Source organism: Micromonospora sp. bgisy143 (genome assembly GCF_057708145.1).
The window spans coordinates 58,690-82,883 of record NZ_JBYIRN010000006.1; the positions used below are offsets into that span (position 1 = coordinate 58,690).

A 24,194-nucleotide genomic window follows, 5' to 3' on the forward strand; every position below is an offset into this window, starting at 1 on the left:
TTGTCGCTCTGCTTCTGTTCTGCAGATCCGGCTGGAAGGATGAGTAGATGAGCCAGTTCAACTTCAGTGGTGACATCAGCGGCGAGGCGAACGTATTCGGGGACCACGCGCAGGTGCACAACCGGAGCAACGACTTCAGCCGAGGCTCGGACCTCGCCGGGCTCGTCGCCGCCCTGATCGAGGAGATCGCGAAGCACCGGACGGAAGTCCGCGAGGCCGATCGGCTGACAGAGCTGGCGGGCGCGGCAGCGGTCTACGCCGCCGAGCCGCGACCCAACGTGGAGGGCATCCGCAGCCTGCTACCGGCTCTGCTGGCCGGTGCCGGAACGGTGACCGCCGTCGCCGATGCCGTTCTGCGCGTCTCCCAAGCCGTCAACAGTCTGTGATGCACGTGCGCGTTGACCCGGCGCCCGCAACTCCAGCCGCCCGAGCGCGCCGATCTCGGGCGGCAGCGTGTCGATCTCGTTGCCGTGCAGGGACAACACCTCGAGGTCGGTCCGCTTCAGCAGGTCGGCCGGAAGCGACGTCCCGTACCGTCCGCCGGCGGCGGGTTGGCACGGCCCGCGCCGGTACGGCAGCCTCGGCAGCGTGGGCACCTTCCTGACGCAACTTCCGGCGCTCCTCGGTGTGCTGGTCGGCACCCTGGGCACGATCCTCGCCACCTCACTCGCCGATCGTCAGCGCTGGCGGCGCAGCCAGAGCGTGCGCTGGGACGAGCGCCGCCTCGACGCGTACGTCGAGTTCGCGCACGCCCTCAAGGAGAGTCACGCAGTGGCGTTGCGGATGACGGCCCACCTGCGGCCCGCCTCGCACAGCCACCCGATCAACCGGGAGGAGGGCCTGGCCCGACTCGCCGAGTCGGACGCGCGGCGCACCATCGTCTGGGAGAACCTGCTGCTTCTCGGCGACGAGCCGACGGTGCTGGCCGCCGCGAACTGGCGCGACGCGATCTGGCGGCTGGAGCGGCTGGCCCGGGGGATCGTCGACGTTCCGGACGACATCGTGGCGCAACTGGACGCCGTCAACGAGGCCCGCGACGGCTACTACCGGGCGGCCCGGCGGAGCCTCGGCGTCCGGGGTGGTTCGGTGGAGCAGTCCGCCGCGCTACGTCAGGCGCTCGCGAGCCGGACGCCCGAACCGGCTGAGAGCACCGTACGCGCCGACGACGTGTAGGGCCCGGGGAGCATGGTCACCAGTGGCCGGAGTTGGGTTGATCATGCGGCGGTCGGCACTCGCGAGCATGCATGGTCTGCCAGTCCCGCAGCGCCCGTCCGAGCCGGTCGTTCTCCTGACTGAGCAGCCGTACCGTCTCGTTCAGCGTGCTCAGCTCGTCGGCCACGCGGGCCTGGAACTCGCGTACCTCATCGGGGTCGACGCCGCACCGACGGGCGGCGAACTCGCGGGTCCGCACCTCGTACGGCGTCAGCCGGGCGGGGTAGCCGGCCGGCTGGGGTTGGCTTCCTCGATACACCTGAGACACGGCGCTCCTCCCTGTGGGCAGGTGGGGTCGGGGCGGGCGCACGCACCCGCCCCGACCGAGGGGAATGAGCCGCACTCGTTGCCACGCGAGGACCGGCTCGCACTTAAACATATATGCCTAAGCGAGCCATCGCAACGCTTAGTTGTCTGGCCAGTGCGTGTCGTGATCAAATTGGCGTGCCACGCGAGGAGTGCCATGCCACAGACACCGGACTACATCCGGATCTCGGAAGAGATCATTGGGGACCTGCGCAGCGGGAAGGTCAAGCCGGGGGACAAGTTGCCCTCGATCGCTGACATGTCTGACCGCTTCGACGTCAGCTCGTCCACCATCCAGATGGTCTACGTCCGTCTGGAAGCGCTGCGCGTGATCCGGCGGCACCAGGGCAAAGGCATCTTTGTGACCGATCCGAAGACCTGGATGCGCGAGCCGTAGTGGCGTGGGACATCTCGGAACACGCCGCCTACGCGGGTGGTCTCGCCACACGAGTGGCGGACCTGCGGCAGCGTTTTCCCGACGCGCTCGTGACGTGCGACGTTGCCGGCGACTTCTCCGGCCCGGAGCTCATCTGTTGGAACGCGCACCCGCGCGAGATCTGGGTGTGGGTGTTCGAGCCGGATGACGCTGCGGGGGCGCGGCGAGCTTCGGTCCGCCTGGAGCAGCTTCTCGCGGCTCCGCACGAGCTGACCGCTGTCTTGGACAAGCCGGTGGCGGCCGGTCCGAACGACGTCTTCGAGAGCGACTCCGTCACCGCGTCCAGTTATTTCGACGTGGATGGGCGGATTGAGGTCCGGAACGGGCACACAGACGGCATTCAGCTGTTCCGGGCCTTCGGTATCGACGGCTTCGACGACATCGACCAGCGGGTCGCGATCAACCTCGTGCTGGGTGCCGCCTACAAGGCGGACCGTGACTCCCGGAGGGCGCTGGGTTTCCAGCGCGATGGTCTCTCCGTGCACTCGCGCGGTGACGAACAGCATTGACACGCGTCGCTGGTCATCCCATGGTCGATAGATCTATCCCTCCGTCGAAGGGCCACAGGATGCTCAGCAGCGAACACCGGTACGTCATCGTCGGGGCGGGGCCCGCCGGCCTGCAACTGAGCTACTACCTGCACCAGCAGGGCGCCGACTACCTGACCCTGGAGAAGGGTGACGAGCCCGGCGGCTTCTTCCGGCGGTTCCCGCGTCACCGGCGGCTCATCTCGCTGAACAAGGTGCACACCGACAGCACCGATCCGGAGATCCGCCTGCGGTGGGACTGGAACTCGCTGCTCAACGACTCACCGGACCTGCTGTTTCCCCGCTTCAGCCAGGAGTACCTGCCGGCGGCCGACGACCTGGTGCGCTACCTCGCCGAGTTCCAGCGGGTGCACCAGCTCAACATCCGGTTCGGCACGACCGTCGAGCGGATCACGCGGACCGGCGACGGCTTCGTCGTGGCCACCGACCGGGGCGAGGTCCGCGCGCGCTGCCTGGTGGTCGCGACCGGCTGGGGCCGGCCCTTCGTCCCGGCCATCAAGGGCATCGAGCATGCCATCGGGTACGAGGACATGGTCGTCGACCCCACGGAGTACGCCGGACAGCGCGTCCTGATCATCGGTAAGGGGAACTCCGCGTTCGAGACGGCGTCGGCCATCCTCGGTCAGGCGTCGATGGTGCACCTCGCCAGCCGGCAGCCGCTGCGCCTCGCCTGGAACACCAAGCATCCCGGGGACGTGCGCGGCCAGTACGGCGCGATCCTCGACAGTTACCAGTTCAAGACCCTGCACTCGGTGCTGGACTGCACGATCGACGAGATCCGGCCGGTCGACGGCCGGTTCCGGGTGTCGATCACGTACACCCACGCCGAGGGGGAGACCGCCGAGCTGGACTACCACACGGTGCTGCGCTGCACCGGCTTCCGGATGGACACGAGTGTGTTCGACGAGTCGGCCCGACCCGACCTGGTGCGTGACGGCCGGATGCCCGGGTTGCGCCCGGACTGGCAGTCCAGCAACGTCGACGACCTGTACTTCGCCGGCACCATCGCCCAGGCCCGGGACGTCAAGCACGCGTCGTCGCCGTTCATCGACGGCTTTCGGTACAACCTTCGCACCTTCACCCGGCTGCTGCGCGAGCGGTACGACGGCGTGCCGCTGTCGTACACGACGACGCCGGCCGACCCGGTGTCGCTGACCAAGCTGATGCTGGACCGGGTCAACTGGTCGTCGGCGCTGTGGACCCAGTTCGAGTACCTCTGCGACGCCTTTGTCCGCGACGACGCCACCGGCGACCTGCGCCACTACGAGGACCTGCCGGAGGACTACGCGGTGCAGCGGTTCGCCGGGTCGCCGCAGTGGTACACCCTCGCCCTGCGGTGGGGACGCGACGACTACGGTGACGTCTTCGCCATCGACCGGCATCCGACCCCCGACCGGGCCCGGGAGAGCGCCTTCATCCACCCGGTGATCCGGCGCTACCGGGGCACGGAACTCGTGGCCGAGCAGCACCTGCTGGAGGACCTGCTGGCCGACTGGCGACGCCCGGACCGACACGTCGAGCCGCTGGTCGAGTTCCTGACCGGGGACCTCACCAGCGCACCATGATCTCGTCGAGGGGCTTGCGGGTCAGATCGGGGACGTGGGCGTCCGGGGTGGGGTAACCGACGGGCATCACCAGGTACGGGCGTTCCTCCGGCGGACGCTCGCACACCTCGTTGAGGAACCGCATCGGGCTGGGCGTGTGCGTCAGGGTGACCAGGCCGGCGTGGTGCAGCGCGGTGATCAGCAGCCCGACCGCGATGCCGACGGACTCCTTCACGTAGTACGGCTTCGGACTGTGCGGCCCCTGGTGCACCTCGAACACGACGATGACGGCGGGCGCGGTCTCCAGGAACGGCTTGTGCCAGTCGGTGCCGAGGCCGGCGATCGCGTCCAGCCACTCGGCCGAGGCGCGGCGGTCGTAGAAGGCCCGCTCCTCGGCCTCGGCCGCCTCGCGCAGCCGGCGCTTGCGGGCCGGATCGGTCAGTACGACGAACCGCCAGGGCTGCACGTTCGCGCCGCTGGGGGCGGTCGACGCCGCCCGGATGGCCGCTTCGATCACCCCGTCGGGCAGGGGGTCACTGGCGAAGTCCCGCACCGATCGGCGCTGCGCCATCCGCTGCGCGAACGCCTCCGCCTCCCGCACCATCTCCGCCGGTGGCCGACGGTGGTGCGGGACGGGGACCCTGGGTACCAGGTCTGTGTCGTTCACCTGTGGCCTCCCACGCTGTGCCGGTCGCCGGTGCGTCCAGCATCGCGGAGGCGGGGGTGACCTGTCGTTACGCAGACGTGCCCTCTTGGCCCGCGAGCACCTCGGGCGCGGTCCGGCCGGCGATCTCGTCGACCACGTCGGAGAGTCGCCCCCGCACCGCCCGAGCGGCCCGCTGACGGGTCGCGCCGTCGCCGTCGGTGGCCAGCCACGCCAACCAGGCCCGCACCCGCTCGCGGTCACCCGCCTCGTCGAGCGCCGGTCCGGCGCGGTCGACCAGGCGCTCGGCGAGGGCCGCCGCCGGGAGCAGCCGGCCGGTGGTGACGTCCACGCCGTGCCCGCCCATCCCGTCGCGGGCGGCCCGCCAGTACGCGAGCCGCATCAGCTCGGGCACCAGCTCCGGCCCCTCGTCGCCCCGGTCGACGGCCTCCCCGGCCACCACCACCAGGGCCCGCACCAGGGCCGCGAGGGCCGCGGACTCGGCAGCGGCCAGGGGTACGTCGGCCACCCGTACCTCGATCGTCGGATGGTTCGTGGACAGCCGCAGATCCCAGAAGATGGTGCCGGAGTCGACGATCGCGCCCGCCTCCAGCAGCGTGTCGACGTGGTCGTCGTACTCCCGGGCCGACGTGAGGTACGGCGGCGGCCCGGCCACCGGCCACCGCCCCCAGGTCACGCTGCGCCAACTCGCGTAGCCGGTGTCACGCTGCGCCCAGTAGGGCGAGTTGGCGGTCAGGGCGATGAACACCGGCAGGTGTTCGCGCAGGTGGTTGCCGATCAGGACGGCCCGGTCCCGGTCGGGCTGCTCGACGTGCACGTGTACGGCGCAGATCGCCAGCTCGTCGTGCAGCCCTCGGAAGGTGGCGTTGCCCCGGTCCTGTCGAGGGCCCTCGGTCATCGGCGGCGGGACGGCGTGGCCCAGCACCGGCGAGCCGCTGGCGATCACCCGCAGACCCGCCGAGCGGGCCGCGCTCTGCACGGCGGCGCGGCCCTCGGCGAGTTGCGCGGCGAGATCGTCGACGTGCCGGCACGGGTCGGTGCGGGTCTCGATCTGCAACTTGGTGATCTCGCCGCCGACCCGCGCGCCGAGCGCCGGGCGGGCGCCGTCCACCACGGTGGCCGCCTCCGGTACGACCTCACCCCGGTCGGCGTCCACGACGAGGAACTCCTCCTCGACGCCGACCGGGGTGAGGGCTGATCCCGAGCGCTGTCGCGTCGTCACAGGCATGCCGACCTCTCACTGCCGGTCACCCGCCGGCGATGAGAACGTTACGGGATGTCGCCGACGAGATACGGTCCAACTCAGTCCATCGTGGACAGTTTTTCGATGAGCCCGGCCAGCAGGGCCGTGCGTTCGGGCATCCGGTCCAGGCAGACGTACTCGTCGGCGGCGTGTGCCCCGCCGCCGACCGCGCCCAGACCGTCCAACGTCGGTACGCCCAGCGCGGCGGTGAAGTTCCCGTCGGACGCGCCGGCCGCGTACGCGCCGCCCAGCCGCGGTAGGCGCAGCCGGCGCGCGATGGACTGGGCCAGGTCCAGCAGGGGGCGTGCCAGCTCCGCCGGCATCGGGTAGCGGTTGATGCCGCCCTGCACGGCGAGTGTCGCCTCGGGCAGGTACGGGACGAGCCCTCGGATGGCGTGGTCGACGCGTTCCAACTCGTCCCGGGTCCAGGCCCGCACGTCGACGGCCAGGCTGGCCCGCTCGGGCACCGTGTTCGTCGTGGTGCCGGCGGAGAGCAGCGTCGGCGTGACGGAGGTGCCGCCGCTGTCCGCCGCGCCGATCGTGCCCAGCGAGAGAACCTGGTGGGCGACCTCGACCGTGGCGTTGACTCCGCGCTGCGGTTCCACACCGGCATGGGCCGCCCGACCCGAGACGGTGAGGCGGTAGACCGAGCCGCCCTTGCGGGCCACCTTCAGGTCCCCGTCCGGGGTGGCCGCCTCGCAGACCAGCACCGCGCCCGAGCGCCGCGCCTCGCGCTCGATGAGCGCCCGCGAGGTGCCGGACCCGCTCTCCTCGTCGCAGGTCAGCAGCACCCCGACCGGCGAGGTGTCGGCCACCAGGCGCAGCGCCGTGAACATCTGCACGATGCCCGCCTTCATGTCGCACACGCCGGGGCCCGTCGCGACGTCCCCGTGGACGGTGAACGGCCGGGACCGGATGGTGCCGATGGGGAAGACGGTGTCGAAGTGGCCGAGCAGCAGCACGCGCTGATCGACGGCCGGCCACAGCAGGTGCGGCAGCCCGTCGATCAGCACGCGCTGGGCGGGCCGGCCGAGCACCTCCTCGCCCCAGGCGGCGAGGAGGTCGGCGCAGGACGCGAGGTGGGGCAGCGAGCCCGGCGCCGACTCGTGGGCGACGAGGGTGCTCAGCCGGTCGACCATGTCGGCGTGGAGCCGCGTCGCGCCGTCGAGCAGGGCACGTGGGTGATCCATCGATCCCTCCAACCGCACGGCCGACGGGCCTCATCGTTCGTGCCCACCGACCATCGCAGGGGGATCGGGACGCGGTCACCCGTGTCCGTGCTCAGCCCGCCGCCGGGACCGACGATCCGTAGCCGACCTCGACGATCCGGTGCGCCATCGCGGCGTACACCTCCTGGCCCTCGGGCGCGAAGGTGCCCAACCCGTCGACGTACCTGTTGAACATGCAGAACGCGGCCGCGATCAGGACCGTGTCGTGGATCTCCAGGTCGGTGGCGCCCTCGGCGCGGGCGTCGGCGATCAGCTCCGGGGTGACGCTGCGCCCGCTGACCTGCACCGCGCCGGCGATACGCAGCAACGCCCGCAGCTTGGCCGAGATCGGGGCGGTGTCGAGGTCCGCGCGTACCCGGTCGACGAGGCTCATGCCCTCGTCGAGCTGCGCAGCGGCGAACGCCGAGTGCGACGCGCAGCAGAACGTGCAGTCGTTGCGTCCGGAGACGTACGCGGCGATCAGTTCCCGCTCGCCGGCCGGCAGCGAGTGCGGGGCGCGCAGCAGCACCTCGGCCAGCTCGTTGAGCGGCTTCGCCGTCTCCGGCCGGTACCGCATCGGCCCGGTGACGCCGGGAAACTGCTTCTCGTCCACCCCGAGATCGATGTACGCCATGGTGTCCTGCCCTCCAACCGTGGACCGTGGCCCGACCGGGACGGCCGCGTCTGCCCACGGTGGCTGCCCGAGCGGGGCGGCGTGCCGGACGCCGCGCAGCCACGATCTCACCCGCGCGGACGAACACCTTTCTTCGTTCATGCTCTGTCGCGCCGCATACCATGCCGAGACGCGGCCCGGGCGACCGTCCACAGGAGTGCGCATCGTCCACAGCAGCGCCCGTGCGGACAGTGGGCGGTGGTGCGGTACGGCAGCTTCGTCCTATGGATCCTCGACTGTGCGCCGTGCTGGCTTCCGGTGGTGGGTTGTGCACCTGGCGAGAGATGCTGCGGGTGGCACCCGGATGGAGCGTTCAGGCGGCGTGCCGGGCTGGTCGGCTGGTCCGGGCGCTGCCCGGGGTCTACCTGGACGCCAGCCTGCTCGCCGGTACGGGCGGAGGGACACCGGTCCTGGCCCGCGTCGAACCCGAACTGGCGCGGCGGGCGGCGCTCGCGTACGCCGACGGGCGGGGTGCGCTCAGCCGGCTGACCGCACTCGATGTGTGGGGCCTCCGCCGCCAGCCATCCGGCGAGCCGGTGTACGTCGATGTGCCCGCCGGCTCGGGTCTGCGTGACCGCCCGCACGTCGTTCTCCGTCACCGCACCGGATTCGCGGCCGAACCGCCGCAGGTGGTGGTGCGGGGCGGGTGGCCGGTGACGCGACTCGACCGGACCCTGGTGGACTGTTGGCCGCTGCTGCCACCGGGCGACCGCCCCGGCCCGGTCATCCGCGCGGTCAACGACCGGCTCACCACGCCACGGCGACTCGTCGTCGCGCTGGCCGAGGAGCCCCGGCTGGCCGACCGCGCGGCTCTGCGTGGCCTGGTTGACCGGCTCGCCGCCGGTTGCCGCAGCCCGCTTGAGATCTGGGGCCACGACCATGTGTTCACGGGCCCGGACATGCCGGCGTTCATCCGGCAGGTACGGGTGCGTGTCGGTGGCCGGACCATCTACCTCGACATGTTCGCCGAGGCCGAGCGGGTCAACGTCGAACTGGACGGTGCCACCACCCACGGGGACCCGGTCGAACGCGAGATCGACCTCCGCCGGGACGCCCTGCTGGCGACCAGGGGGATCCTCGTCGTCCGCTTCACCCGCCGACGTCTGCTGGCGAACCCCGCCGATGTCCGCCGGGAGACCCTGGCAATCCTGGCCGGCCGCCGCCCATGATCACTTGATGCTGAACAGTTCTCCGGAGCCTCTGACAACTGGTCACCATCAAGTGATCATGAACCCGTTGCGCTCAGGGGGTGGCACGGTGGTGCAGGAGTTCGGCGATCCAGCGTCCGGCTTCCCGCTGGGCGGCGAGCAGGTGCTCGCGGGCGTCCGCCAGCTCCTGGTCCGGGTGCACGCCGAGGTGGTCGTCGAGGATCGTCGCCCACCGCCGGCTCAACTCCTCGGCGTACGTCGCCCGGCGCAGCTGCTCGTCGAACTGGTACTCCATCCGCACCATCGCGTCGACGTGCGGTCGCAGCGCCGGCATGATCCGTTCGTCGAGGCGTACGGCGGCGTCGGGGCGGCAGGTGACGAGCACGTCCCCGCGCCGGTAGGACCACTCCGGGTCCTCGGCGAGCGCCCGCTGCAACGCCACCTCCAGGTCGGCGGCCCGGTGCGGCGGCAGGTCCCGGGCGGCGTCGGCGGCGAGTCGGGTCAGTCGCTGGATGGCGTGCGGTTGGAAGTACCCCACGTACCAGCTCAGCACCTCGGCCCGCAGGCTCGCCGGTGACGACCAGGCGAAGGTGGCACGGACGTAGAACGAGTAGACGTACCCCTGCGCGGGCACCGCGATCAGCCGGGGCGCGTCGCGCTGTTCGACGAGCGGGCCGGGCGGGGACGGGCCGGCCCCGGCGCCGACCGGTGCCTCGTCCTGGAGCGCGGCCACCAGTCGATCCCAGGTGCGCGCCCACCACCGCCAGCCGCGCACGCTGCCGTCCCGGGTGACCCGCAGCGCGCGGACCGTCCGCTGCCGCCACCGATCCGCGGGCTCGGGTTTCTGTTCGGGAGCCTCCCTCATGGCACCCCTTCACGGTCACGGGTCCGCGCGCCCGCAGCTCACGCTAACAACGGCTGACCGAAATGCCCGTCGCCGCGCCGATGTGCGACACAATGTCGGTTGCCCGGGGTTCACCGGGCATTGTGGAGCAGTTGGGCTGGTGGGGCTGTCGCCGCCCACGCTCAGCGGCCAGACTGGGCCGGACCCGCCAATCACGCGGGTCGATGGATCGGATGGTCTGGAGGCAGCCTGTGTCCACCCTCGTGTCCCCGCTGGCCACGCTCGGCGCGATCCGCCGGCGTACCACCACCCTCGCCCTGCTCCTCGCCATGGTCGCCGCCGTGCTGGTCGGCCCGTCCGTGGTCACCCCGCGGCTGACCGACTCCGCGTCGGCGGCGGTCTACAGCTCCTGCACCATCAGCCGCTGCGCGGACGCGCGCACCGCCCGATCCGGCTGGTCCGCCAAGGGCTTCCCGACCAGCCGCGGCTGGTACTCGTGGAGCGGCGGGCTGTCCAACTTCGCCGGCGGCCGGTTCTACAACTACGAGGGTCAACTGCCCACGAACGCCACCTACTACGAGTACGACGTGTACCCGCGCACCCAGGCTGCCGCCCGCGACGCGTACCGGATCGTGGTGAACCGCAGCACCGGGGTCACCTGGTTCTCGCCCAACCACTACACCGACTTCTACCGGCTCTGACCGACCCGGCGACCAGCCGGTCCAGGAGGCACGACCATGGACGACGACGCTCAGCAGGCCGGCACGGTGGTGCTGTCCGGGGCGGTGGCCCGCACCCGGCCCGCGCTCTTCGCCGCGTTGACCGAGGCGCTGGCCCTGCCGGCGTACCTCGGCGACACCTGGGACGCCCTCGCCGACGTGCTCCGGGACCGGCTGGACACCGGCCCGCTGACGTTGCTGGTCACCGACGCCGGCCAGCTCCTCGCCGATGAGCCGTCCGACCAGCACGCCCTGCTGCGCACCATGCTCGACGACCTCGCCGGCACCGCCCCGCATCCGCTGCACGTAGTCCTTCGCGAGGCTCCTCCGTGAGCTGGTGTCAGCCGCAGGTTTGACGACCTCGCACCGCGAGTGACGGAGCCCGGGGCGCGTGGTCCGAAGACTTGGATGCCGCAGAGTCATCAAGATGACTCTGCGGCATCTAGCTCTTGAGTACGCCCGCCCGCGCCGCGTCGGACCGCGCCTGTCCGCGTGCTCAGTTTCGGACAGTCGGGGTGGCATGCGGGCGTGGTGACGGTGGCGGTGACGCTCGGGTGACGGCCTCTTCGCGATCCTCGTGCCGAGCCGGGCGGCGTGGCCCCGGCGTGGGCAGCGGGGAGGCCGCAGCGTGGACTTCGTCGACGGTGTGCTGGTGCGGTTGGCCGATCCGGGCACCCGCGCCGCGCTCTTCGACGACCCGTCGCTGGCCCACCTGGTCGAGGCCGCGTACGACACCGAGGCGATGCCCGTCGCGCCCCCGTACGCGGCCGTCTTCGACGAGCTGACCCTCGGCTTCGCCGCCGCGCCGGTGACCCTCGCCGAGGGGGAGTGGCTGGGTGCCGGCGGTACCGCCCGTACCGAGCTGCGGGTACGTCTGCACGGCCTCGGCGGGCCGGCGCTGCGGATCGACGCGCTCTGGCGGGGGAGTCTCGTGGTGCGTACGAGCACCGCCCGGGACCGGGTCGAGGACCTGGACGTGGCGGTGCCGGCGTTCGACGTCGACCCGCAGATCATCGCCGACCTGGGCGCGTTGCCGGCCGATCCGGCGCTGCTGGAGACTGAGCGCCGTACCCGACTGGTGGCCCGGCTCCGGGCGGGCCTGCACCAGCCGGCTGCCTTCACCGACGCGCACCTGGACCGGCTGCTCGCCGGGGTGGGCGCGGCGAGCGCCGGTGACCTGGTGGACCGGATGCGCGGGCAGGTCGCGGGCGCGACCGTGCGGCTGCGCTACGCCGCGCCGCCGGCCACCCCGCCCACACCCCGCCCGCTGCCGTTCGCCGCCGCCGTGCTGATCCGCGACAAGGGCTTCTCCCTGGCCGACCTGCTCGTCGAGACGCGGCTGGTCCGCGCCCGGGCGGAGGAGTTGGGGCTGGACGTGCCCGCGCCCGAGGACGTCCGGCGGCGGCACCGGGTGGTCGCCGTGTGGGTGGTTCCCGTCGAGACGTTCGACGACGACGGCTGGCCCGGCGGCGACACCGGCACGGCCGCGCAGAAGCGGGCCGCCCGCTTCGCCCGCGCCGGCCAGTGGCTCGCCCGCAGCGGCATCGGGCTCGCCGCCGTCCCGACCTGAGATCAGACCAGCAGCAACTTCGTCCGGGAGGACCCGTGGCACCGACAGCAGCTTTCCCGTTCATCGAGGTCCGGATCGTGCCGCCACCGGCGCCGCTGGCCCAGCGCTCGCCGGGCGTCATCGCCGTGGTCGGCAAGGCACCGTCCACGGCCGACGGTGGCTCCGCTCCGGCGAACACGCCGGTCCGGATCGAGACCCTGGACGACGCGGTCACCAACTTCGCCCGCCGGCAGGCCGGCAGCGTCGTGCGCAACGCCCTCTACAACTCCCTCGAACTGGCGTTCCTCCAGGATCCGCGCCCGGCCAAGGTGTACGGCGTCAAGGTCGCGGGCGACGACTACGCCGCCGCGCTCGGCGGACTGGAGGCCGCCGACGACGTGACGATGGTGTCGCTGGCCAACGAGTCGACCGTCGGCAACCCCGCCGGAGCGGGCGCGCCCACCGGGCTGCACGCGCTCAAGGCGCACGTCGAGACGATGTCCGCCGCCGGTCAGCGCCGCATCGGCTTCGCCATGGTCAACCCGGCGACCGAGAAGAGCCCCAGCTACGTCGGGGACATCACCACCGCCGCGAACCCGCTCAAGAGCAGCACCAGCCGAATGGTGATGATCGCCGCCCGGGGCGCGGACGGCGACGCGGCCACCGCCGCGATGGCCGCGGTGGCGGGGCTTCCGGTGCACCACAGCATCGTGCTGAAGAAGATCCGCGGGGTCGCCATCCCGGTCGCCAAGCAGTACAGCCCGGCCGAGATCAAGGGCCTCTCGGAGGCCAACCTCACGCCGATCATCGACCCCACGCTGATCACCGGCGAGAGCCTGCACTTCGCCGACGGGCGGCTGTTCACCAGCGACGCGAGCCTGCTGCACGTCGACCTGGTCCGCACTCTCGACCAGATCGAGTTCATGCTCCGCGCCGGGCTCATCGGCCTGGTCGGCGACGCCCGCATCACCAAGCCGGGCATGACCCTGCTCAAGACCCAGGTGGACGGGATCCTCGGCCCGCTCAAGCGACAGGCCGTGATCGACGACTACCGCATCGAGATCCCGGTGCTGGACATCCTCACCATCCCCGAGGCCGCCCGTACCGCCACCGACACCTCGATCGTCACCGCCGCCCGGGCCGACCGCACCGTCGACCTCGTCGTCACCGTCACGTACGGCCCGGCCGTGAGCCGCCTGCTGGTCACGCTCGTGGCCAAGTTCTGACCGGAGGAACCAGACCATGGAGTGGAAGACCCGCCTCGCGGTGCAGTACACCAAGGGCACCGAGACGGTGTTGATCAGCCCGATCGACTCGTTCAGCCCGTCGTTCTCGCTCAACGTCGAGGCGCTGCACTCGTGCGAGGTGACCCACATGGGCGCCATCCACGCGCCCGTGTCGATGAACTTCACGATGACCGTCAAGGCGATCGGCGACGTCGCCGGCCGGCTCACGAAGCTGGCCCTGGACGGCGAGCTGTTCGACATCGCGCTGCTGGAGCACACCGGCGACGACTGGGCGTTCTCGTCCTTCGTGTTGCAGGACTGCCTGATCACCAGCGCCACACCGACCACCGCCACCATCTCCGGCGCACCGGCGGCCACCTTCAGCGGCTTCAGCCTGGCCGCCTCGGTCGACCCGAAGACCGGCGACCCGTCCGTCCTGCCGTAACCCCACCAGGATCAACCGGAGGTATCAGATGGCGACCGGAGCTGGCCGCGCCGCCCGGGTCACCCGTACCGGGCTGGCCCTGGTGCACGCGGGTGAACTGGTGTTGCCGGCGGTCGGCAGCGAGGCCGAGGCGGAGCAGGTGGCCGAGGACGATCGCGCTGTCATCGCGTACCACTTCCCGGTGGAGATCGAGGTGGTCGCGGCCGGCGGCGCGTTCGACGCCGACGCCGTCGCGGACCTCGCGCTGGCCCGCCTCGCCGAGCACCTGGACGGGCGGTTCTGACGGTGGCCATCTCGGTGCACGTGCCGGTGCGGATCCGGCTGGACGCCCGGTCGGTGACCGAGCGACCGGAGGCCGTGACCGACGCGCTCGCCGCCGCCCTGGCTCGCGCCCTGGAACGCTCCCGCCAGGAGGTGGTCGCGCCGCACGGCGGCTACCTCGAGGTACGCACCGACGCGCCGGAGATCCGCTGGACCGGCGCGGCCCGGGAACGGGTGTCCCCCGACGAGCGGCGGGCCTTCGAGGCACGGCTGCGTCGCCGCGTCGGGGAGGTGGTCGACGCCGCCCGGCTCGACCCGGGCCTGCCGCCCGGGGTGCCCCTGCCGCTGAGCGAACCGGCCACCGAGCTGTTCGATCCGCAGCGGATGCGGCACCTGCTCGCCGTGTACCGGGTGCCGTCCTACGACGACGGTGGCGACGCCGCCGAGGTGCCGGTGGACGGTCCCGAGCCGCCACAGGTGACCTACCAGTGGCTGCTGCGCCCGGCCACCTACCTGGCCGGTCACTTCGCCGAGCTGGCCCGCGAGGCGGTACGCCAGCACGGCGGCCTTCCGTCGGGCGCCCCGCAGGGGATCATCGCCCGCGTCATCGGTCCCGACGGGCGCCAGGTGTGGGCGATCATGGTGACCACCACTCCACTGTCGGTGCTCACCTTCGAGCAGTTCGGCGAGACGGTGTTCCGGGCCACCCCGCAACCACACTTCGAGGTCGAGGCGCGGGTACCCAGCCCGCAGCCGGGGACGGTGCAGCGGCGGCCGGTCGCCGACCGCAACGCCCTGGTCGCCATGGTGGACGAGGAGTTGAGCGGCGACATCCGGCGGCGGCTGCGGATCGCCTCGCCGCGTGGCGAGACCACAAGCGTCGAGGAGTACCAGACGCAGATCGAACGGGCCGTCGACGCCGAGGTGCGGCGGCGGGTCGACGCGATCCTCGCCTCGGTGGGCGGGGCGACCCCGACCAGCCTGGTGGTGGTCGACATCGGCGGGGTCTCCCTGCTGCTGGTCGGCACCGAGGAGACCGACGCCACGTTGCACTTCACCGGCACGGCCAACCTGTTGCCGATCAGCGTCGAGCAGCGCCCGGCGACCCCACCGGATGAGAACGCGCCGCCCGGCGGAGGCGTCGGCACAGGCACGGGGACCGGCACCGGGAGCGGAGCCGGCAGCGGCCCGGGTGGCACCGGACCGGGTGGCGGCGGCACCGGCGCGGGCGGCCTCGGCACGGGCACCGGCCCTGGCGGTGGGGCCGGTGGCACCGGTGACGGTGGCACCGCCGCGCGGCGGGGCGGGTTCGTCTTCGATCCGAGCAGCCCCAGCGCGCCGCCCGGCACCGAGGGCCGCCGGTTCCCCGCCGTCGGTGCCGGGCACTCCACGATGCCCGCCTGCACGTCGTTCAACGGCGAACCGGAGCTGGCCGCGCTCGGCCCGGACGGCGACGAGCTGCGCCGGCTCATGGACGACATCGCGTTCCGGTTGCAGATGGGCGAGCCGTGCCGCTACCCCGCGAACTTCTGCCTCCAGGCCGCCGCCGTGCTGCGCGGCCGGGCCGCCGCGATCAGCCTGCTCATCGGCTCGGCCGAGCGGGAGGCGTTCACCCGACCCGTGCCGGAGGGCACCGGGCGGCTCGGCCCGCTGGACTTCCGGCCGGTCGCCTCGCCGGCCGTGCAGTTCCTGCGCCACCTGGCCGGCGTCGTACCCCGCCTGGACCACCTGGCCCAACTCGTCATGCGCCGCTACAGCCAACCCGAGCACTTCGCCCGCATCCAGGGCGGCTGGATCGACACGTCCGCCTCCTGGAACCTGCACTTCGTGCAGGCGCTCAGCCCGGCCGTGAACGCCGCGGTGGGTGAGCTGTTCGTCGTCGGCAGCCAGGCCATGCTGGTGCAGCTCCTGCTCAGCTCGCGGACCGGCATCGAGGCGCGGATCGCCCGCTTCGAGGCGTACGCGCCGATCTTCGAGCGGTTGATCGTCTCCCAGCTCACCGACTACGCCGAGTTGCAGGGGCTGCGCGAGCGGCTGCGCCGCCACGAGGCCGCCCGGTGGACGCAGGCGCACACCGACCTGGGCGGCGGCACCCTCGCCACCCTGAGCATGGTGAACCCGTCCACCGCCTGGTACGGGGCCGCCCGCGCCATCTCCAACGCGTTCCTCGCCACCGAGGCGGCCCTGACCAGCCCCGGCGCGGCCGGCGAGATCATCGAACGGGACGGGGTCGCCCGCATCCGTGACTCGCACGCGGTGCTCTGGACCCTCGCCGAGATCGAACAGGCGCTCGTCATCCAGCGCGGCGAGGCCGAGGGCATCGATCCGCTGGTCAAACAGATCAGCGACCTGCCCGACGTGCTGGCCCGCTTCGCCGGGAACCGGTCGGCGATCCGCGACGAGCTGTGGCGGGTGTTGCAGGACATGCGCCGCCACAACACCGAGATGCTGGGCCGCGCCCGCACCGACGCGCGCTTCGCCTTCCGGTCCAGCCGGATCAGCGAACACATCCCGTCGGCCACGATCCCGGGTGGACGCTTCGCGTTGCAGGGCATCCACCTGGTCACCCACCAGCAGCTCGGCGAGTTCTTCGGCGGGAACCTCTACTACGCCACCGGCGTCGACAGCCTGTTCGGCACCGAGTTGGGCCGGGAGGCGCTGAGCGCGTTCGGGATCATGGTGGGGATCATCGCGCTGTCGCTGCTCTGCCCGCCGCTGGGCTTCGTGGTCGGGGTCGCCGTCGCCGCCGTCGACGTGGTGCACGCCCACCAGCGTGAGCGCCTCTACGGCTCCATGCTGGACCCGGAGCTGGTGCTCACCCGTACCGAGGTCGAGGTTGAGCTGTTCGCCGCGTACCTCGGGCTGGCGATGTCGCTGATCCCGGAGGCCGGCACCATCGGCGGCGCGGCCGTGCGCGGCGGCCGGGTCGCGCTGCGCTTCGGCGTCCGCGCGGGGCTGCGGGCCGCCCGGGGGTACGTGGTACGCCGGGTCACCCGGCAGATCGTCGAGGCCGCGTCCCGCGACCTGCTCCAGGGGTTCCTCACCGAGATCCTGCTCAACGAGGTCCTCGAACGCGTCGTGCAGAAGCTGATGGAGCCGATCCTCGCGTACGTGGAGCGGGAGGCGATGCTCAGCGGCGCCGTCGGCGGCCCGGAGGGCGCGCGGTTCATCCTCATGGTGCTCGACTCCCCGCCCGGTGGCGCCGCCGTCGGGCCGCGGGTGCCGGTGGTGCGGCCGTGACCGGGCCCCGCCGGTTCCGCGCCGGCCGGTTCCTCGACGCCGCCGCCGTGCACGCCGCCGCCGACGCGAACCCCCGGCTGCGGCGCTTCATGCGGACCATCGCCGAGCACAGCGAGGCCGGCGAGGTGCGGTCCCGGCGGCTGCTGGAACACCTCATCCGCCGCATCGTCGACGACGTCGGCGACCTGCACCTGGGCAACGCGCTCAACCGGCTGGAACGCATCGCCGTGCTGCGGGAGAACATCGCCGCGATCCTCGACCACGTGTTGGAGGGCGGCACCCTGCCCGAGGGGGTGCGGGTGGCCACCCTCGGCGAGTACTTCGACCAGCTCAGCACCGAGATGCGCGAGCTGAGCCGACCCCGCGAGGGCATCGTCGGCGACGCGCCGCTGCGGCTGGCCGACGACGCTGGCGCGTACGCCGACTCGCTGCTGCGCGAGTTCGAGGCCGGCGGCGGCGCGGCCGGCCGGCACGTCGAGCCGGCCGCGATCGTCGGCGACACGTTCCGGGCCATGCCGGCGGACCGGCAGGCGGCGCTGCGCCGGGCCGCCGAGCTGGAGCCGGCCGCGCTGTGGCGCGCGGTCGCCGCCGAGAGCGAGGCCGGCAAACGGACCGCCGTCGCCGACCTGGAAACCCACCTCGGTGGCCGGCTCACCCCCGACGAGGTGGCCCGGCTGCGCACCGCCGTCGACGACCTGGGCCGGGCGCGCTCGCGCGGCCTGCAGATGAGCGACGCCCGGCTCGCCGAGGCCCTCGCCCGCATCGGCGATCCGGATCTGCGGGCCGTGGTGGCCGGCGGCGACGTCTGGCTCACCCAGCAGCTCGCCGTGCACAACCCGGAAGCGCTGGCCACCCTCTGGCGGCGCTTCCGCGACGGCGGTGGACGCGCCGACGACGGTCCCGGCTTCCGCGCCTACCTGCGGCACGACATGGTCACCTACGGCCGGGGCGTCCTCGGCGAGTACAGCGCGGCGTTCTCGCTGAGCAGCATCGAACTGTTCCTCAAGGGACCGGACGCCAACGTCAAGGTCGCCGGCACCGACCTCGTCGGCATCGGGCACGACGGCTGGGTGTGGTTGGTCGACGACAAGTCCCACCGGGCCACCAGCGTCTCCGGGGTCAGCGCGCTCACCGACAACCTGGTGGTCAACCTGCGGCGCGACGCCGCCGACTTCCGGGACGCCATCGCCCGCCTCCAGCGCGACGACCCCGGCTTCACCCCCGACCCGCGCATCCTCGACGCGATCTCCCGGATGGAGGACGCCGCCGCCGAGATCGACCGGATCAACCGGCGCGGGTCCGCGTCCACCCGGCCCGCCCGGATCAGCGCGGCCCTGGCGGAGCGCCGGCTGCGGCTGCGCGTCACCAGCGCCGCGGGCGAGGTCCGCGAGATCACCCAGGCCCTGCGCGACCTGGGCCTGGCCGTCGAACCCACCGGCACGCCGGTGCCGCTGCCACCCACCGGAGGGCGCTGAGCATGGCCATCACCAGCAGCTTCATGCGGTACGGCACGGTGCCGTCGGCGATCATCAGCGACGGCGTGCTGCCGATCCCGCTGTGGGCGGTCACCGCGATCTCCCTGGCGCAGACGTACCACCTGCCGCCGATCGGCTCCACCGCGCACAAGGCCATCGTGGCCACCCACGACGACACCATCACGCTCACCGGGGTACTGGTCGGCGCGGAACGGTACGCCTGGAAGTTCGCCCTGGAGACGATGGCCGAGGCGAGCAAACGCGGCACCGCCCTGGCGGCGTACTCCGGGGGGAAGTTCGGCGGACTGATCCTGGTCACCTCCATGACCATTCGCACCGACATGCAGGTGCAGTCGCTGACCTTCAACGCCTCGGCCGCCCGCCGCGACGTCCTGGACACCACCATCACCCTCGTCCACGTGCCGCGTCCCAGCCTGCTCGGCAAGCTGCTCGACGTGGCCAGCATCGGAGTCGGCGCGCTCGCCGACGGGTTGGGCAACTGATGCCACCGTTCCCGATCGACCGCTACCTGCTGCCGGAGACACCGATCGAGGTGCCCGACGGGTTCACCGAGGTACGGCAGAGCCTCACCGCCGGCCTGCCGCACCGCGTCGAACTGGGCGCGGGCGTGCACGCGGTGCTGATCCTGCCCACCGGCCTGGCCCGGCAGTGGCTGGCCACCGACCCGCTCGCCGTGGTCAGCAGCTCCGCCGACGACCTCGCGCCCCGACCCGCGCCGCCGGCCACGCCCCGAACCCCGGCGCTGGTCGGCCGGGTGCCGCTGCGTCTCGTCGTCCGCCAGGGCACCCGCATCCTCGGCTCGGTGCCACTCGCCACCGGCCTGCGCCGGGTCTGCCCCGACGCGGGCACACCCACCGCCGTCGGCGTCACCCCGGTCGCCGTTGAGGTGCTGGTGCTGGCCTGGCTGCTGCACGCCGGAACGGTGCGCGGCTCCGGCGACTACGGCTCGCACCTGACCGTGGCGTGGCGGCGGACCGACCGCGCGGTGGACCAGTTCGGGCCGCCACCGATCAACGAGTTCGTCTGGCGTCGCCGCCCGCCCGCGCAGCGTGTCGAGTCCGACCTCGGCCCCGCGCGGCTGCGCTACCGCTACCTGCTCGACAAGAAGATGCGGAGGGTGCTGCGATGACGCTCACGCCGTTCCAGACCGGCCAGGTACGCCAGGGCGCCGTCGGCAACGACGCCGGCTGGACCATCACCTTCCACCGGGAGACCCCGACCGGCATCAGTCCGGACGCGGCGGTCACCCTGTCCAGCGCCGACTACTACGCGGCCATCGACGCCGCGCTGCCCGACGGGCTGGGTCCCGGCGCGTACACGGTGACCGTGCAGGGGCTCGTCGACGAGCACTTCGCCGCGCTGCGCACCGCCGAGGGACAGCCGCCGCTGGTGGCGAAGCTGCACCTGTACTGGCGTGACGCCAACACCTCGGTCGGCGCGTTCTTCACCAACCTGGTCGGGGTGAACGCCGGCCCGACCCCGGCCGAGCTGACCCAGGCGCTGGTCGCCGTGCTGCGGGTCACCAAGGTGCGCCGGCTCACCGGCGAGCGGACGTACGACACCGAGCTGACCCTCGTCGAGCAGGCGTACGCCCGGCTCGGGCAGCGGGTGGCCGAACGCTTCGAGGCGGCCACCTTCACCGCCGCGATCCGCGCCATCGGGGAGCGGACCCGGGTCGACGTGACGGGTTGGGGCGCGAACCCCGACGGCACGATGACCGCCGGCGCCACCGAGGCGGCCGGCGACGAACGGGTCGCCTTCGGGGCCGGGCTGCTCTACCGGGCCGCCCTGGAACGCCTCGGCGGCGCGTTGCAGCAGTCGCTCAACGCGTACGGGCGGGGGATGCTGCTGATCCGCGACGGCACCGTGCACGTCGGCAAGCGGCCCATCCCGTACCCGGAGGGCGAGCCGAAGCCGCTGACCCTCGCCACCGGCCTGCTGGCCTGCACCGAGAACGGCACCCAGGACACCGACCCGTACGCGGCCACCGAGACCGGCGGCACCGCCGCGCCGCGCCGTCGGGCGTGGACGTTGACCCTCAAGGGCCGCCCCGACCTGAAGCCCGGTGACCTGGTGCGCTTTGACCCGCCCGCCACCGACGAGGCCACCACGCTGGGCAGCGTCGGCGCGGCGCTGCTCGGCTCGTTCGCCGCCCCGTTCGCCCCGTCGACCGGCGAGCTGGGCGCGGGCTCGACGCTGCTCTACCTCAGTGCCGCCCGGCACACCCTGTCGCGTACCGCCGGCTTCGTCACCGTGGTGCAGGGCGTGGAGGTGGCATCGGGCGCGAGCGCGTGGGACACCTGGAGCGACGCGTCCGGGGTGGGGACCGCCGAGCCGGCCGGCCCCGCGTCGTCGCCGGGGGTGGCCGCCGCCGAGGCGGTGCGCCGGGCCGCCCGCGCCGCCCGGGGTGAGACGCGTGGCCTGGAGATCGGCGAGGTGCGCGCGGTCGCGACCAACGCCAGCGGCGCGGTCGAGCCGCCCGCGCAGACCGAGACGGTGTGGGAGGGCCTCGTCCGCCCGGACGGCCGGCCCAACGCCGCCCGCCGCCTACCGGTACGCCGGCAGCAGCCCGCGCCGCTGCCCGGGGTGACCTACCTGACCCCGTTCGCGTGGGGCGGTTGCGGGCTGATCCTGCCCCGCTACCCGGGCACCCGCGTGGCCCTGGCGTACCGCAACGGCGCGCCCGACGATCCGGTGGAGGTCGGCGCGCTCTGGCCCACCGGGCACGCCCCGGTCTCCGAGCCGGGGGACTGGTGGCTGTCCCTGCCGGTCGGGGTGGCCAGCAGCAGCCGCTCGTCCATCGCCGACACCGTGACCCCCGCCGACCACGAGGGCAAGGTGACGCACGACCTCACCGACGGCGACGGCAACCGGGTCATCGAGCTGGGTGAGCTGACGGTGCGGGTGGGCCGGGCCCAGCTCAACGGCCGGGGCCAGCGTCCGGCCCGCGCCGACGAGGCCGACAGCATCACCATCGAACACGCCGCCGGTGGGTCCTCGATCGTGATGAAGCAGGACGGCTCGATCACCATCACCGCCACCCAGATCGACCTGGACGCCGGCAACGGCGCGGTGAACATCAGCGGCGGCACCGTCAACATCGCCGCCGATGACGTCGACGTCCAGGTCAGCAACGCGATGAACGTCCACTGAGGAGAGGGACATGGCCTTCGTGCTCACCACGTCGAGCGACGTGCACTGCCCCAACCAGGGGAAGGTCTCTCCGACCGGGCAGGGCAAGCTGACCGTCGACCACAAGCCGGTGGTCCGCCTCGACGGCATCAACGGCAAGTCGGTGTCCGGCTGCACCATCACCACCAGCAACTCCACCAAGCAGTGCAGCACCGTGACGTCCGCGACCGGGGCGGCCGGCAAGCTCAAGGTCGGCAGCGTCGCCGTCGCGTTGGACTCGCTCAGCGGCGCCACCGACGGCTCCAGCCCCGGCCTGGCCGCCGGCGCCGGCCAGAGCAAGCTGAAGGCGGCCTGAGGTGGACCGTACCGAGCGCGAACGACAGGCCGCCCAGCGCCGCTACCTCGGCTGGGGCCTCGCCTTCGAACCCACCATGCCCGGCGTCGACCTGGCCCGGGACATCGTCTTCGACGACGGCCCGAACGGCCGGACGCTGGCCCTGGTGGAAGGCACCGGCAACGTGGCGCAGAGCCTCGCGGTGGCGCTGACCACGCTGCGCGGCTCGAACGTCTTCGACGCGACGTTCGGCTTCGACGGGCTCAACGCCCTCGCCGAGCAGATCGAGCCGAACCTCATCCGCGAGCAGGTCCGCGTCGGCATCATCACCCTGCTCGACCGCGATCCGCGGGTCCGCAGGATCGTCGACGTGAACCTCGACGACGGCCGGCTCGGCGCCGGCCGCGCCGACGACGCGTCGGCCGCCGCGCTGCGCGCCTCGCGCACCCTCCAGGTCCAGGTCCAGTTCGAAACCATCACCGACGACCGGCTCTCGGTGCGCCTCGGGGAGCTGCCCAGTGTCTGACTCGACCCTCCCGGCCGAGCTGGCCGACGTCCTCGCCGTCGACGCCGCCGCGCTGCGGGCCACCGGCTCGGCGGGCTTCGGCATCGTCGACACCGGCTTCGTGCCCAAGTCCTTCGCCCGGCTGCTCGCCGAGAAGCTGGCCACCGCCCGCCTGCTCTTCGGCGAGGACGTCGACCTGACCAGCGGCGCGGTGCTGCGCAAGGTCCTCGAACTCACCGCCCTGGAGGACGCCCGGATGTGGGCGGCGCTCGGGGCGGTGTACGACAACTCCTTCGTGGTGTCCGCGACCGCCGACGCGCTGACCCGCCTCGGTGAGGAACTCGGCATCGCCCGGCCGTACCTACAGGCCCGGGGGACGGTGAAGCTGAAGCTCAAGGCCGCCCTGCCGACCGGCCACAGCCAGCTCACGCTGCCCCGGGGCGCGCGGCTGTCCACCCCGGGCGGACACCACGTGGCCCTGGACGAGACGGTGGTGCTCTCCGCCGCCGTCGGCGAGCGTGAACCGGCCGTGGCCGCCTTCTATCCCGGCCCGGCGCACAACCTCGACCCCACCCAGGCCAGCCAGAAGATCGACCGCTGGAACCGCGCCGACACCCTGCTGGCCGACCTGGACGACGCCGAGCAGGCCGCCGGCAAGGAACTGGTCGAGATCACCCACACCGTCGCGCTCACCGGCGGCGAGCAGCAGGTCTCCGACGCCCGCTACCGGCAACTGCTGCTGGCCGCGCCCCGCTCCATCTGGACGGCCGAGGCGATCGGCCTCGCCGTGGCCACCGTTCCCGGCGTACGACAGGTGCAGGTCTTCGACGGTCGGGGCGGGCTGGACCTCAACCAGTCCATCTTCGGCAACTTCAACTTCATCGAGCGGGTCTTCAGCACCGAACGCGACCTGGGCAACCCGTACTACGTCACGGTGCTCGTCGCGCCGACCGCCGCCGCCATCTGGGACGGCCCGGACGGGCTGCACGCCGCCGTCGAGTCGGTCATCGAGGACCTGCGCCCGGTGGGCATCTTCGCCTCGGTCGACCGCGCCGACGAGGTCGGCATCGGCGTCGAGGCAGACCTCGTGATCCGGGGTCTGCCGCTGCCCACCGGCTCGACGGAGACGGTGAACGCCTCCACGGCCGCCACCGAGCTGCGCGCCCGGCTGCACGCCCGGCTGCGCCGGTACGTCGACGAGCTGCCCTTCGGCGAGCCGGTCCGCGTCGCCGAGGTGGTCTGGACGATCATGAACGAGCCGGGCGTCGCCGACGTGCGCAACCTGCGGCTGGTGCGCTTCCCGGCCGACTCGGCGGTGGTGGTGACCGCCAACGCGCCCACCGGTGACGGGGTGCAGCGGCTGCCGGTCGGCGACAACGCGGTGCTCGCCGCCAACCAGGTGCCCGTCTACGTCGACCGGGACGACCCCCGGCCGTTCCGGATCGTCTGAGCGGGGGCCGC

Annotated in this window: 26 protein-coding genes; 20 read left to right on the forward strand and 6 right to left on the reverse strand. The window is 72.6% G+C overall.

Going from position 1 to position 24,194, the window contains the following annotated elements; genetic code table 11:
* Nucleotides 1-47: 47 nt before the first annotated feature.
* Nucleotides 48-386 (forward strand): hypothetical protein, encoded by a 339-nt coding sequence (locus AC3EN4_RS10585; RefSeq protein WP_422740512.1) that lies wholly within the window; start codon nucleotides 48-50, stop codon nucleotides 384-386.
* A 202-nt stretch (nucleotides 387-588) separates the two neighbouring features.
* Nucleotides 589-1,173, forward strand: a complete 585-nt coding sequence (locus AC3EN4_RS10590) for a hypothetical protein (RefSeq protein WP_435205754.1) — start codon at nucleotides 589-591, stop codon at nucleotides 1,171-1,173.
* A 16-nt stretch (nucleotides 1,174-1,189) separates the two neighbouring features.
* Here AC3EN4_RS10590 and AC3EN4_RS10595 read toward each other — a convergent pair whose 3' ends face one another.
* On the reverse strand, nucleotides 1,190-1,480 hold the full coding sequence (locus tag AC3EN4_RS10595) for a DivIVA domain-containing protein (RefSeq protein ID WP_435205755.1): 291 nt from the start codon (nucleotides 1,478-1,480) through the stop codon (nucleotides 1,190-1,192).
* Nucleotides 1,481-1,675: 195 nt separating this feature from the next.
* Here AC3EN4_RS10595 and AC3EN4_RS10600 point away from each other — a divergent pair, with 195 nt between their 5' ends.
* The 3 genes from AC3EN4_RS10600 to AC3EN4_RS10610 are packed head-to-tail and all read left to right on the forward strand — an operon-like array spanning nucleotide 1,676 to nucleotide 4,067.
* Nucleotides 1,676-1,915 carry a winged helix-turn-helix domain-containing protein gene (locus tag AC3EN4_RS10600; protein WP_355239263.1) on the forward strand — a complete coding sequence of 80 codons (240 nt, stop codon included), beginning with the start codon at nucleotides 1,676-1,678 and terminating at the stop codon, nucleotides 1,913-1,915.
* Complete coding sequence (locus tag AC3EN4_RS10605) at nucleotides 1,915-2,463, forward strand: hypothetical protein (RefSeq protein WP_435205756.1); 549 nt, start codon at nucleotides 1,915-1,917, stop codon at nucleotides 2,461-2,463. Before AC3EN4_RS10600 ends, AC3EN4_RS10605 begins: the two co-directional genes overlap by 1 nt.
* A 59-nt stretch (nucleotides 2,464-2,522) precedes the next feature.
* A complete protein-coding gene (locus AC3EN4_RS10610) occupies nucleotides 2,523-4,067 on the forward strand; it encodes an NAD(P)-binding domain-containing protein (RefSeq protein ID WP_435205757.1) in 1,545 nt (514 codons plus the stop codon).
* Here AC3EN4_RS10610 and AC3EN4_RS10615 read toward each other — a convergent pair.
* The 4 genes from AC3EN4_RS10615 to AC3EN4_RS10630 all read right to left on the reverse strand — a co-directional run bounded on the left by AC3EN4_RS10615 (nucleotide 4,051) and on the right by AC3EN4_RS10630 (nucleotide 7,795).
* Nucleotides 4,051-4,650 carry a nitroreductase family protein gene (locus AC3EN4_RS10615; protein ID WP_435205888.1) on the reverse strand — a complete coding sequence of 200 codons (600 nt, stop codon included), beginning with the start codon at nucleotides 4,648-4,650 and terminating at the stop codon, nucleotides 4,051-4,053. The two genes, AC3EN4_RS10610 and AC3EN4_RS10615, sit on opposite strands and share 17 nt — an antisense overlap.
* A 130-nt stretch (nucleotides 4,651-4,780) precedes the next feature.
* Nucleotides 4,781-5,938, reverse strand: coding sequence for a carboxylate-amine ligase (locus AC3EN4_RS10620; protein WP_435205758.1), 1,158 nt, complete (start codon nucleotides 5,936-5,938; stop codon nucleotides 4,781-4,783).
* Nucleotides 5,939-6,012: 74 nt separating this feature from the next.
* A complete protein-coding gene (locus AC3EN4_RS10625; RefSeq protein ID WP_435205759.1) occupies nucleotides 6,013-7,143 on the reverse strand; it encodes a M20/M25/M40 family metallo-hydrolase in 1,131 nt (376 codons plus the stop codon).
* Between the two features lie 91 nt (nucleotides 7,144-7,234).
* Nucleotides 7,235-7,795 (reverse strand): carboxymuconolactone decarboxylase family protein, encoded by a 561-nt coding sequence (locus tag AC3EN4_RS10630; RefSeq protein ID WP_435205760.1) that lies wholly within the window; start codon nucleotides 7,793-7,795, stop codon nucleotides 7,235-7,237.
* A gap of 263 nt (nucleotides 7,796-8,058) precedes the next feature.
* On the opposite strand from AC3EN4_RS10630, the gene AC3EN4_RS10635 reads away from it, so the two are divergent.
* A complete protein-coding gene (locus AC3EN4_RS10635; RefSeq protein WP_435205761.1) occupies nucleotides 8,059-9,003 on the forward strand; it encodes a DUF559 domain-containing protein in 945 nt (314 codons plus the stop codon).
* A 73-nt stretch (nucleotides 9,004-9,076) separates the two neighbouring features.
* On the opposite strand, the gene AC3EN4_RS10640 is transcribed toward AC3EN4_RS10635, so the two are convergent.
* Entirely contained in the window at nucleotides 9,077-9,847 is a 771-nt protein-coding gene (locus AC3EN4_RS10640; protein ID WP_435205762.1) for a hypothetical protein, read from the reverse strand.
* A 230-nt stretch (nucleotides 9,848-10,077) separates the two neighbouring features.
* Between AC3EN4_RS10640 and AC3EN4_RS10645 the strand changes: the two genes are divergently transcribed.
* From AC3EN4_RS10645 to AC3EN4_RS10710, 14 genes are all read left to right on the forward strand, one after another.
* Nucleotides 10,078-10,527: a ribonuclease domain-containing protein gene (locus AC3EN4_RS10645; protein WP_435205763.1), complete on the forward strand. Its 450-nt coding sequence runs from the start codon at nucleotides 10,078-10,080 to the stop codon at nucleotides 10,525-10,527.
* Between the two features lie 36 nt (nucleotides 10,528-10,563).
* Complete coding sequence (locus tag AC3EN4_RS10650) at nucleotides 10,564-10,878, forward strand: barstar family protein (RefSeq protein WP_435205764.1); 315 nt, start codon at nucleotides 10,564-10,566, stop codon at nucleotides 10,876-10,878.
* Between the two features lie 295 nt (nucleotides 10,879-11,173).
* Entirely contained in the window at nucleotides 11,174-12,115 is a 942-nt protein-coding gene (locus tag AC3EN4_RS10655) for a hypothetical protein (RefSeq protein ID WP_435205766.1), read from the forward strand.
* A gap of 35 nt (nucleotides 12,116-12,150) precedes the next feature.
* Complete coding sequence (locus AC3EN4_RS10660) at nucleotides 12,151-13,320, forward strand: hypothetical protein (protein ID WP_435205768.1); 1,170 nt, start codon at nucleotides 12,151-12,153, stop codon at nucleotides 13,318-13,320.
* A 16-nt stretch (nucleotides 13,321-13,336) separates the two neighbouring features.
* Nucleotides 13,337-13,765 (forward strand): hypothetical protein, encoded by a 429-nt coding sequence (locus AC3EN4_RS10665; RefSeq protein ID WP_355051244.1) that lies wholly within the window; start codon nucleotides 13,337-13,339, stop codon nucleotides 13,763-13,765.
* Between the two features lie 28 nt (nucleotides 13,766-13,793).
* Nucleotides 13,794-14,048 carry a hypothetical protein gene (locus AC3EN4_RS10670; protein ID WP_435205769.1) on the forward strand — a complete coding sequence of 85 codons (255 nt, stop codon included), beginning with the start codon at nucleotides 13,794-13,796 and terminating at the stop codon, nucleotides 14,046-14,048.
* A gap of 2 nt (nucleotides 14,049-14,050) precedes the next feature.
* Complete coding sequence (locus AC3EN4_RS10675; RefSeq protein ID WP_435205770.1) at nucleotides 14,051-17,266, forward strand: hypothetical protein; 3,216 nt, start codon at nucleotides 14,051-14,053, stop codon at nucleotides 17,264-17,266.
* Entirely contained in the window at nucleotides 17,263-18,741 is a 1,479-nt protein-coding gene (locus AC3EN4_RS10680) for a hypothetical protein (protein WP_435205771.1), read from the forward strand. Before AC3EN4_RS10675 ends, AC3EN4_RS10680 begins: the two co-directional genes overlap by 4 nt.
* A gap of 2 nt (nucleotides 18,742-18,743) precedes the next feature.
* Nucleotides 18,744-19,244, forward strand: a complete 501-nt coding sequence (locus tag AC3EN4_RS10685; protein WP_053659787.1) for a hypothetical protein — start codon at nucleotides 18,744-18,746, stop codon at nucleotides 19,242-19,244.
* A complete protein-coding gene (locus tag AC3EN4_RS10690; RefSeq protein ID WP_435205772.1) occupies nucleotides 19,244-19,891 on the forward strand; it encodes a hypothetical protein in 648 nt (215 codons plus the stop codon). The genes AC3EN4_RS10685 and AC3EN4_RS10690 overlap by 1 nt, the downstream gene beginning before the upstream one ends.
* On the forward strand, nucleotides 19,888-21,915 hold the full coding sequence (locus AC3EN4_RS10695; RefSeq protein ID WP_435205773.1) for a hypothetical protein: 2,028 nt from the start codon (nucleotides 19,888-19,890) through the stop codon (nucleotides 21,913-21,915). The genes AC3EN4_RS10690 and AC3EN4_RS10695 overlap by 4 nt, the downstream gene beginning before the upstream one ends.
* Before the next feature lie 10 nt (nucleotides 21,916-21,925).
* Nucleotides 21,926-22,249 carry a hypothetical protein gene (locus tag AC3EN4_RS10700; RefSeq protein WP_435205774.1) on the forward strand — a complete coding sequence of 108 codons (324 nt, stop codon included), beginning with the start codon at nucleotides 21,926-21,928 and terminating at the stop codon, nucleotides 22,247-22,249.
* A 1-nt stretch (nucleotide 22,250) separates the two neighbouring features.
* On the forward strand, nucleotides 22,251-22,754 hold the full coding sequence (locus tag AC3EN4_RS10705) for a hypothetical protein (RefSeq protein WP_435205775.1): 504 nt from the start codon (nucleotides 22,251-22,253) through the stop codon (nucleotides 22,752-22,754).
* On the forward strand, nucleotides 22,747-24,183 hold the full coding sequence (locus tag AC3EN4_RS10710; protein WP_435205776.1) for a baseplate J/gp47 family protein: 1,437 nt from the start codon (nucleotides 22,747-22,749) through the stop codon (nucleotides 24,181-24,183). Before AC3EN4_RS10705 ends, AC3EN4_RS10710 begins: the two co-directional genes overlap by 8 nt.
* Nucleotides 24,184-24,194 lie beyond the last annotated feature (11 nt).

What these genes read in the sequence shown, in the direction of transcription:
- AC3EN4_RS10685 (WP_053659787.1), top strand. Translation starts at nt 18,744, where the DNA reads ATGGCCATCACCAGCAGCTTCATGCGGTACGGCACGGTGCCGTCGGCG.
- AC3EN4_RS10695 (WP_435205773.1), top strand. Translation starts at nt 19,888, where the DNA reads ATGACGCTCACGCCGTTCCAGACCGGCCAGGTACGCCAGGGCGCCGTC.
- AC3EN4_RS10615 (WP_435205888.1), bottom strand. Translation starts at nt 4,650, where the DNA reads ATGGTGCGGGAGGCGGAGGCGTTCGCGCAGCGGATGGCGCAGCGCCGA.
- AC3EN4_RS10600 (WP_355239263.1), top strand. Translation starts at nt 1,676, where the DNA reads ATGCCACAGACACCGGACTACATCCGGATCTCGGAAGAGATCATTGGG.
- AC3EN4_RS10650 (WP_435205764.1), top strand. Translation starts at nt 10,564, where the DNA reads ATGGACGACGACGCTCAGCAGGCCGGCACGGTGGTGCTGTCCGGGGCG.
- AC3EN4_RS10630 (WP_435205760.1), bottom strand. Translation starts at nt 7,795, where the DNA reads ATGGCGTACATCGATCTCGGGGTGGACGAGAAGCAGTTTCCCGGCGTC.
- AC3EN4_RS10670 (WP_435205769.1), top strand. Translation starts at nt 13,794, where the DNA reads ATGGCGACCGGAGCTGGCCGCGCCGCCCGGGTCACCCGTACCGGGCTG.
- AC3EN4_RS10640 (WP_435205762.1), bottom strand. Translation starts at nt 9,847, where the DNA reads ATGAGGGAGGCTCCCGAACAGAAACCCGAGCCCGCGGATCGGTGGCGG.
- AC3EN4_RS10610 (WP_435205757.1), top strand. Translation starts at nt 2,523, where the DNA reads ATGCTCAGCAGCGAACACCGGTACGTCATCGTCGGGGCGGGGCCCGCC.
- AC3EN4_RS10620 (WP_435205758.1), bottom strand. Translation starts at nt 5,938, where the DNA reads ATGCCTGTGACGACGCGACAGCGCTCGGGATCAGCCCTCACCCCGGTC.
- AC3EN4_RS10625 (WP_435205759.1), bottom strand. Translation starts at nt 7,143, where the DNA reads ATGGATCACCCACGTGCCCTGCTCGACGGCGCGACGCGGCTCCACGCC.
- AC3EN4_RS10665 (WP_355051244.1), top strand. Translation starts at nt 13,337, where the DNA reads ATGGAGTGGAAGACCCGCCTCGCGGTGCAGTACACCAAGGGCACCGAG.
- AC3EN4_RS10635 (WP_435205761.1), top strand. Translation starts at nt 8,059, where the DNA reads ATGGATCCTCGACTGTGCGCCGTGCTGGCTTCCGGTGGTGGGTTGTGC.
- AC3EN4_RS10690 (WP_435205772.1), top strand. Translation starts at nt 19,244, where the DNA reads ATGCCACCGTTCCCGATCGACCGCTACCTGCTGCCGGAGACACCGATC.
- AC3EN4_RS10585 (WP_422740512.1), top strand. Translation starts at nt 48, where the DNA reads ATGAGCCAGTTCAACTTCAGTGGTGACATCAGCGGCGAGGCGAACGTA.
- AC3EN4_RS10700 (WP_435205774.1), top strand. Translation starts at nt 21,926, where the DNA reads ATGGCCTTCGTGCTCACCACGTCGAGCGACGTGCACTGCCCCAACCAG.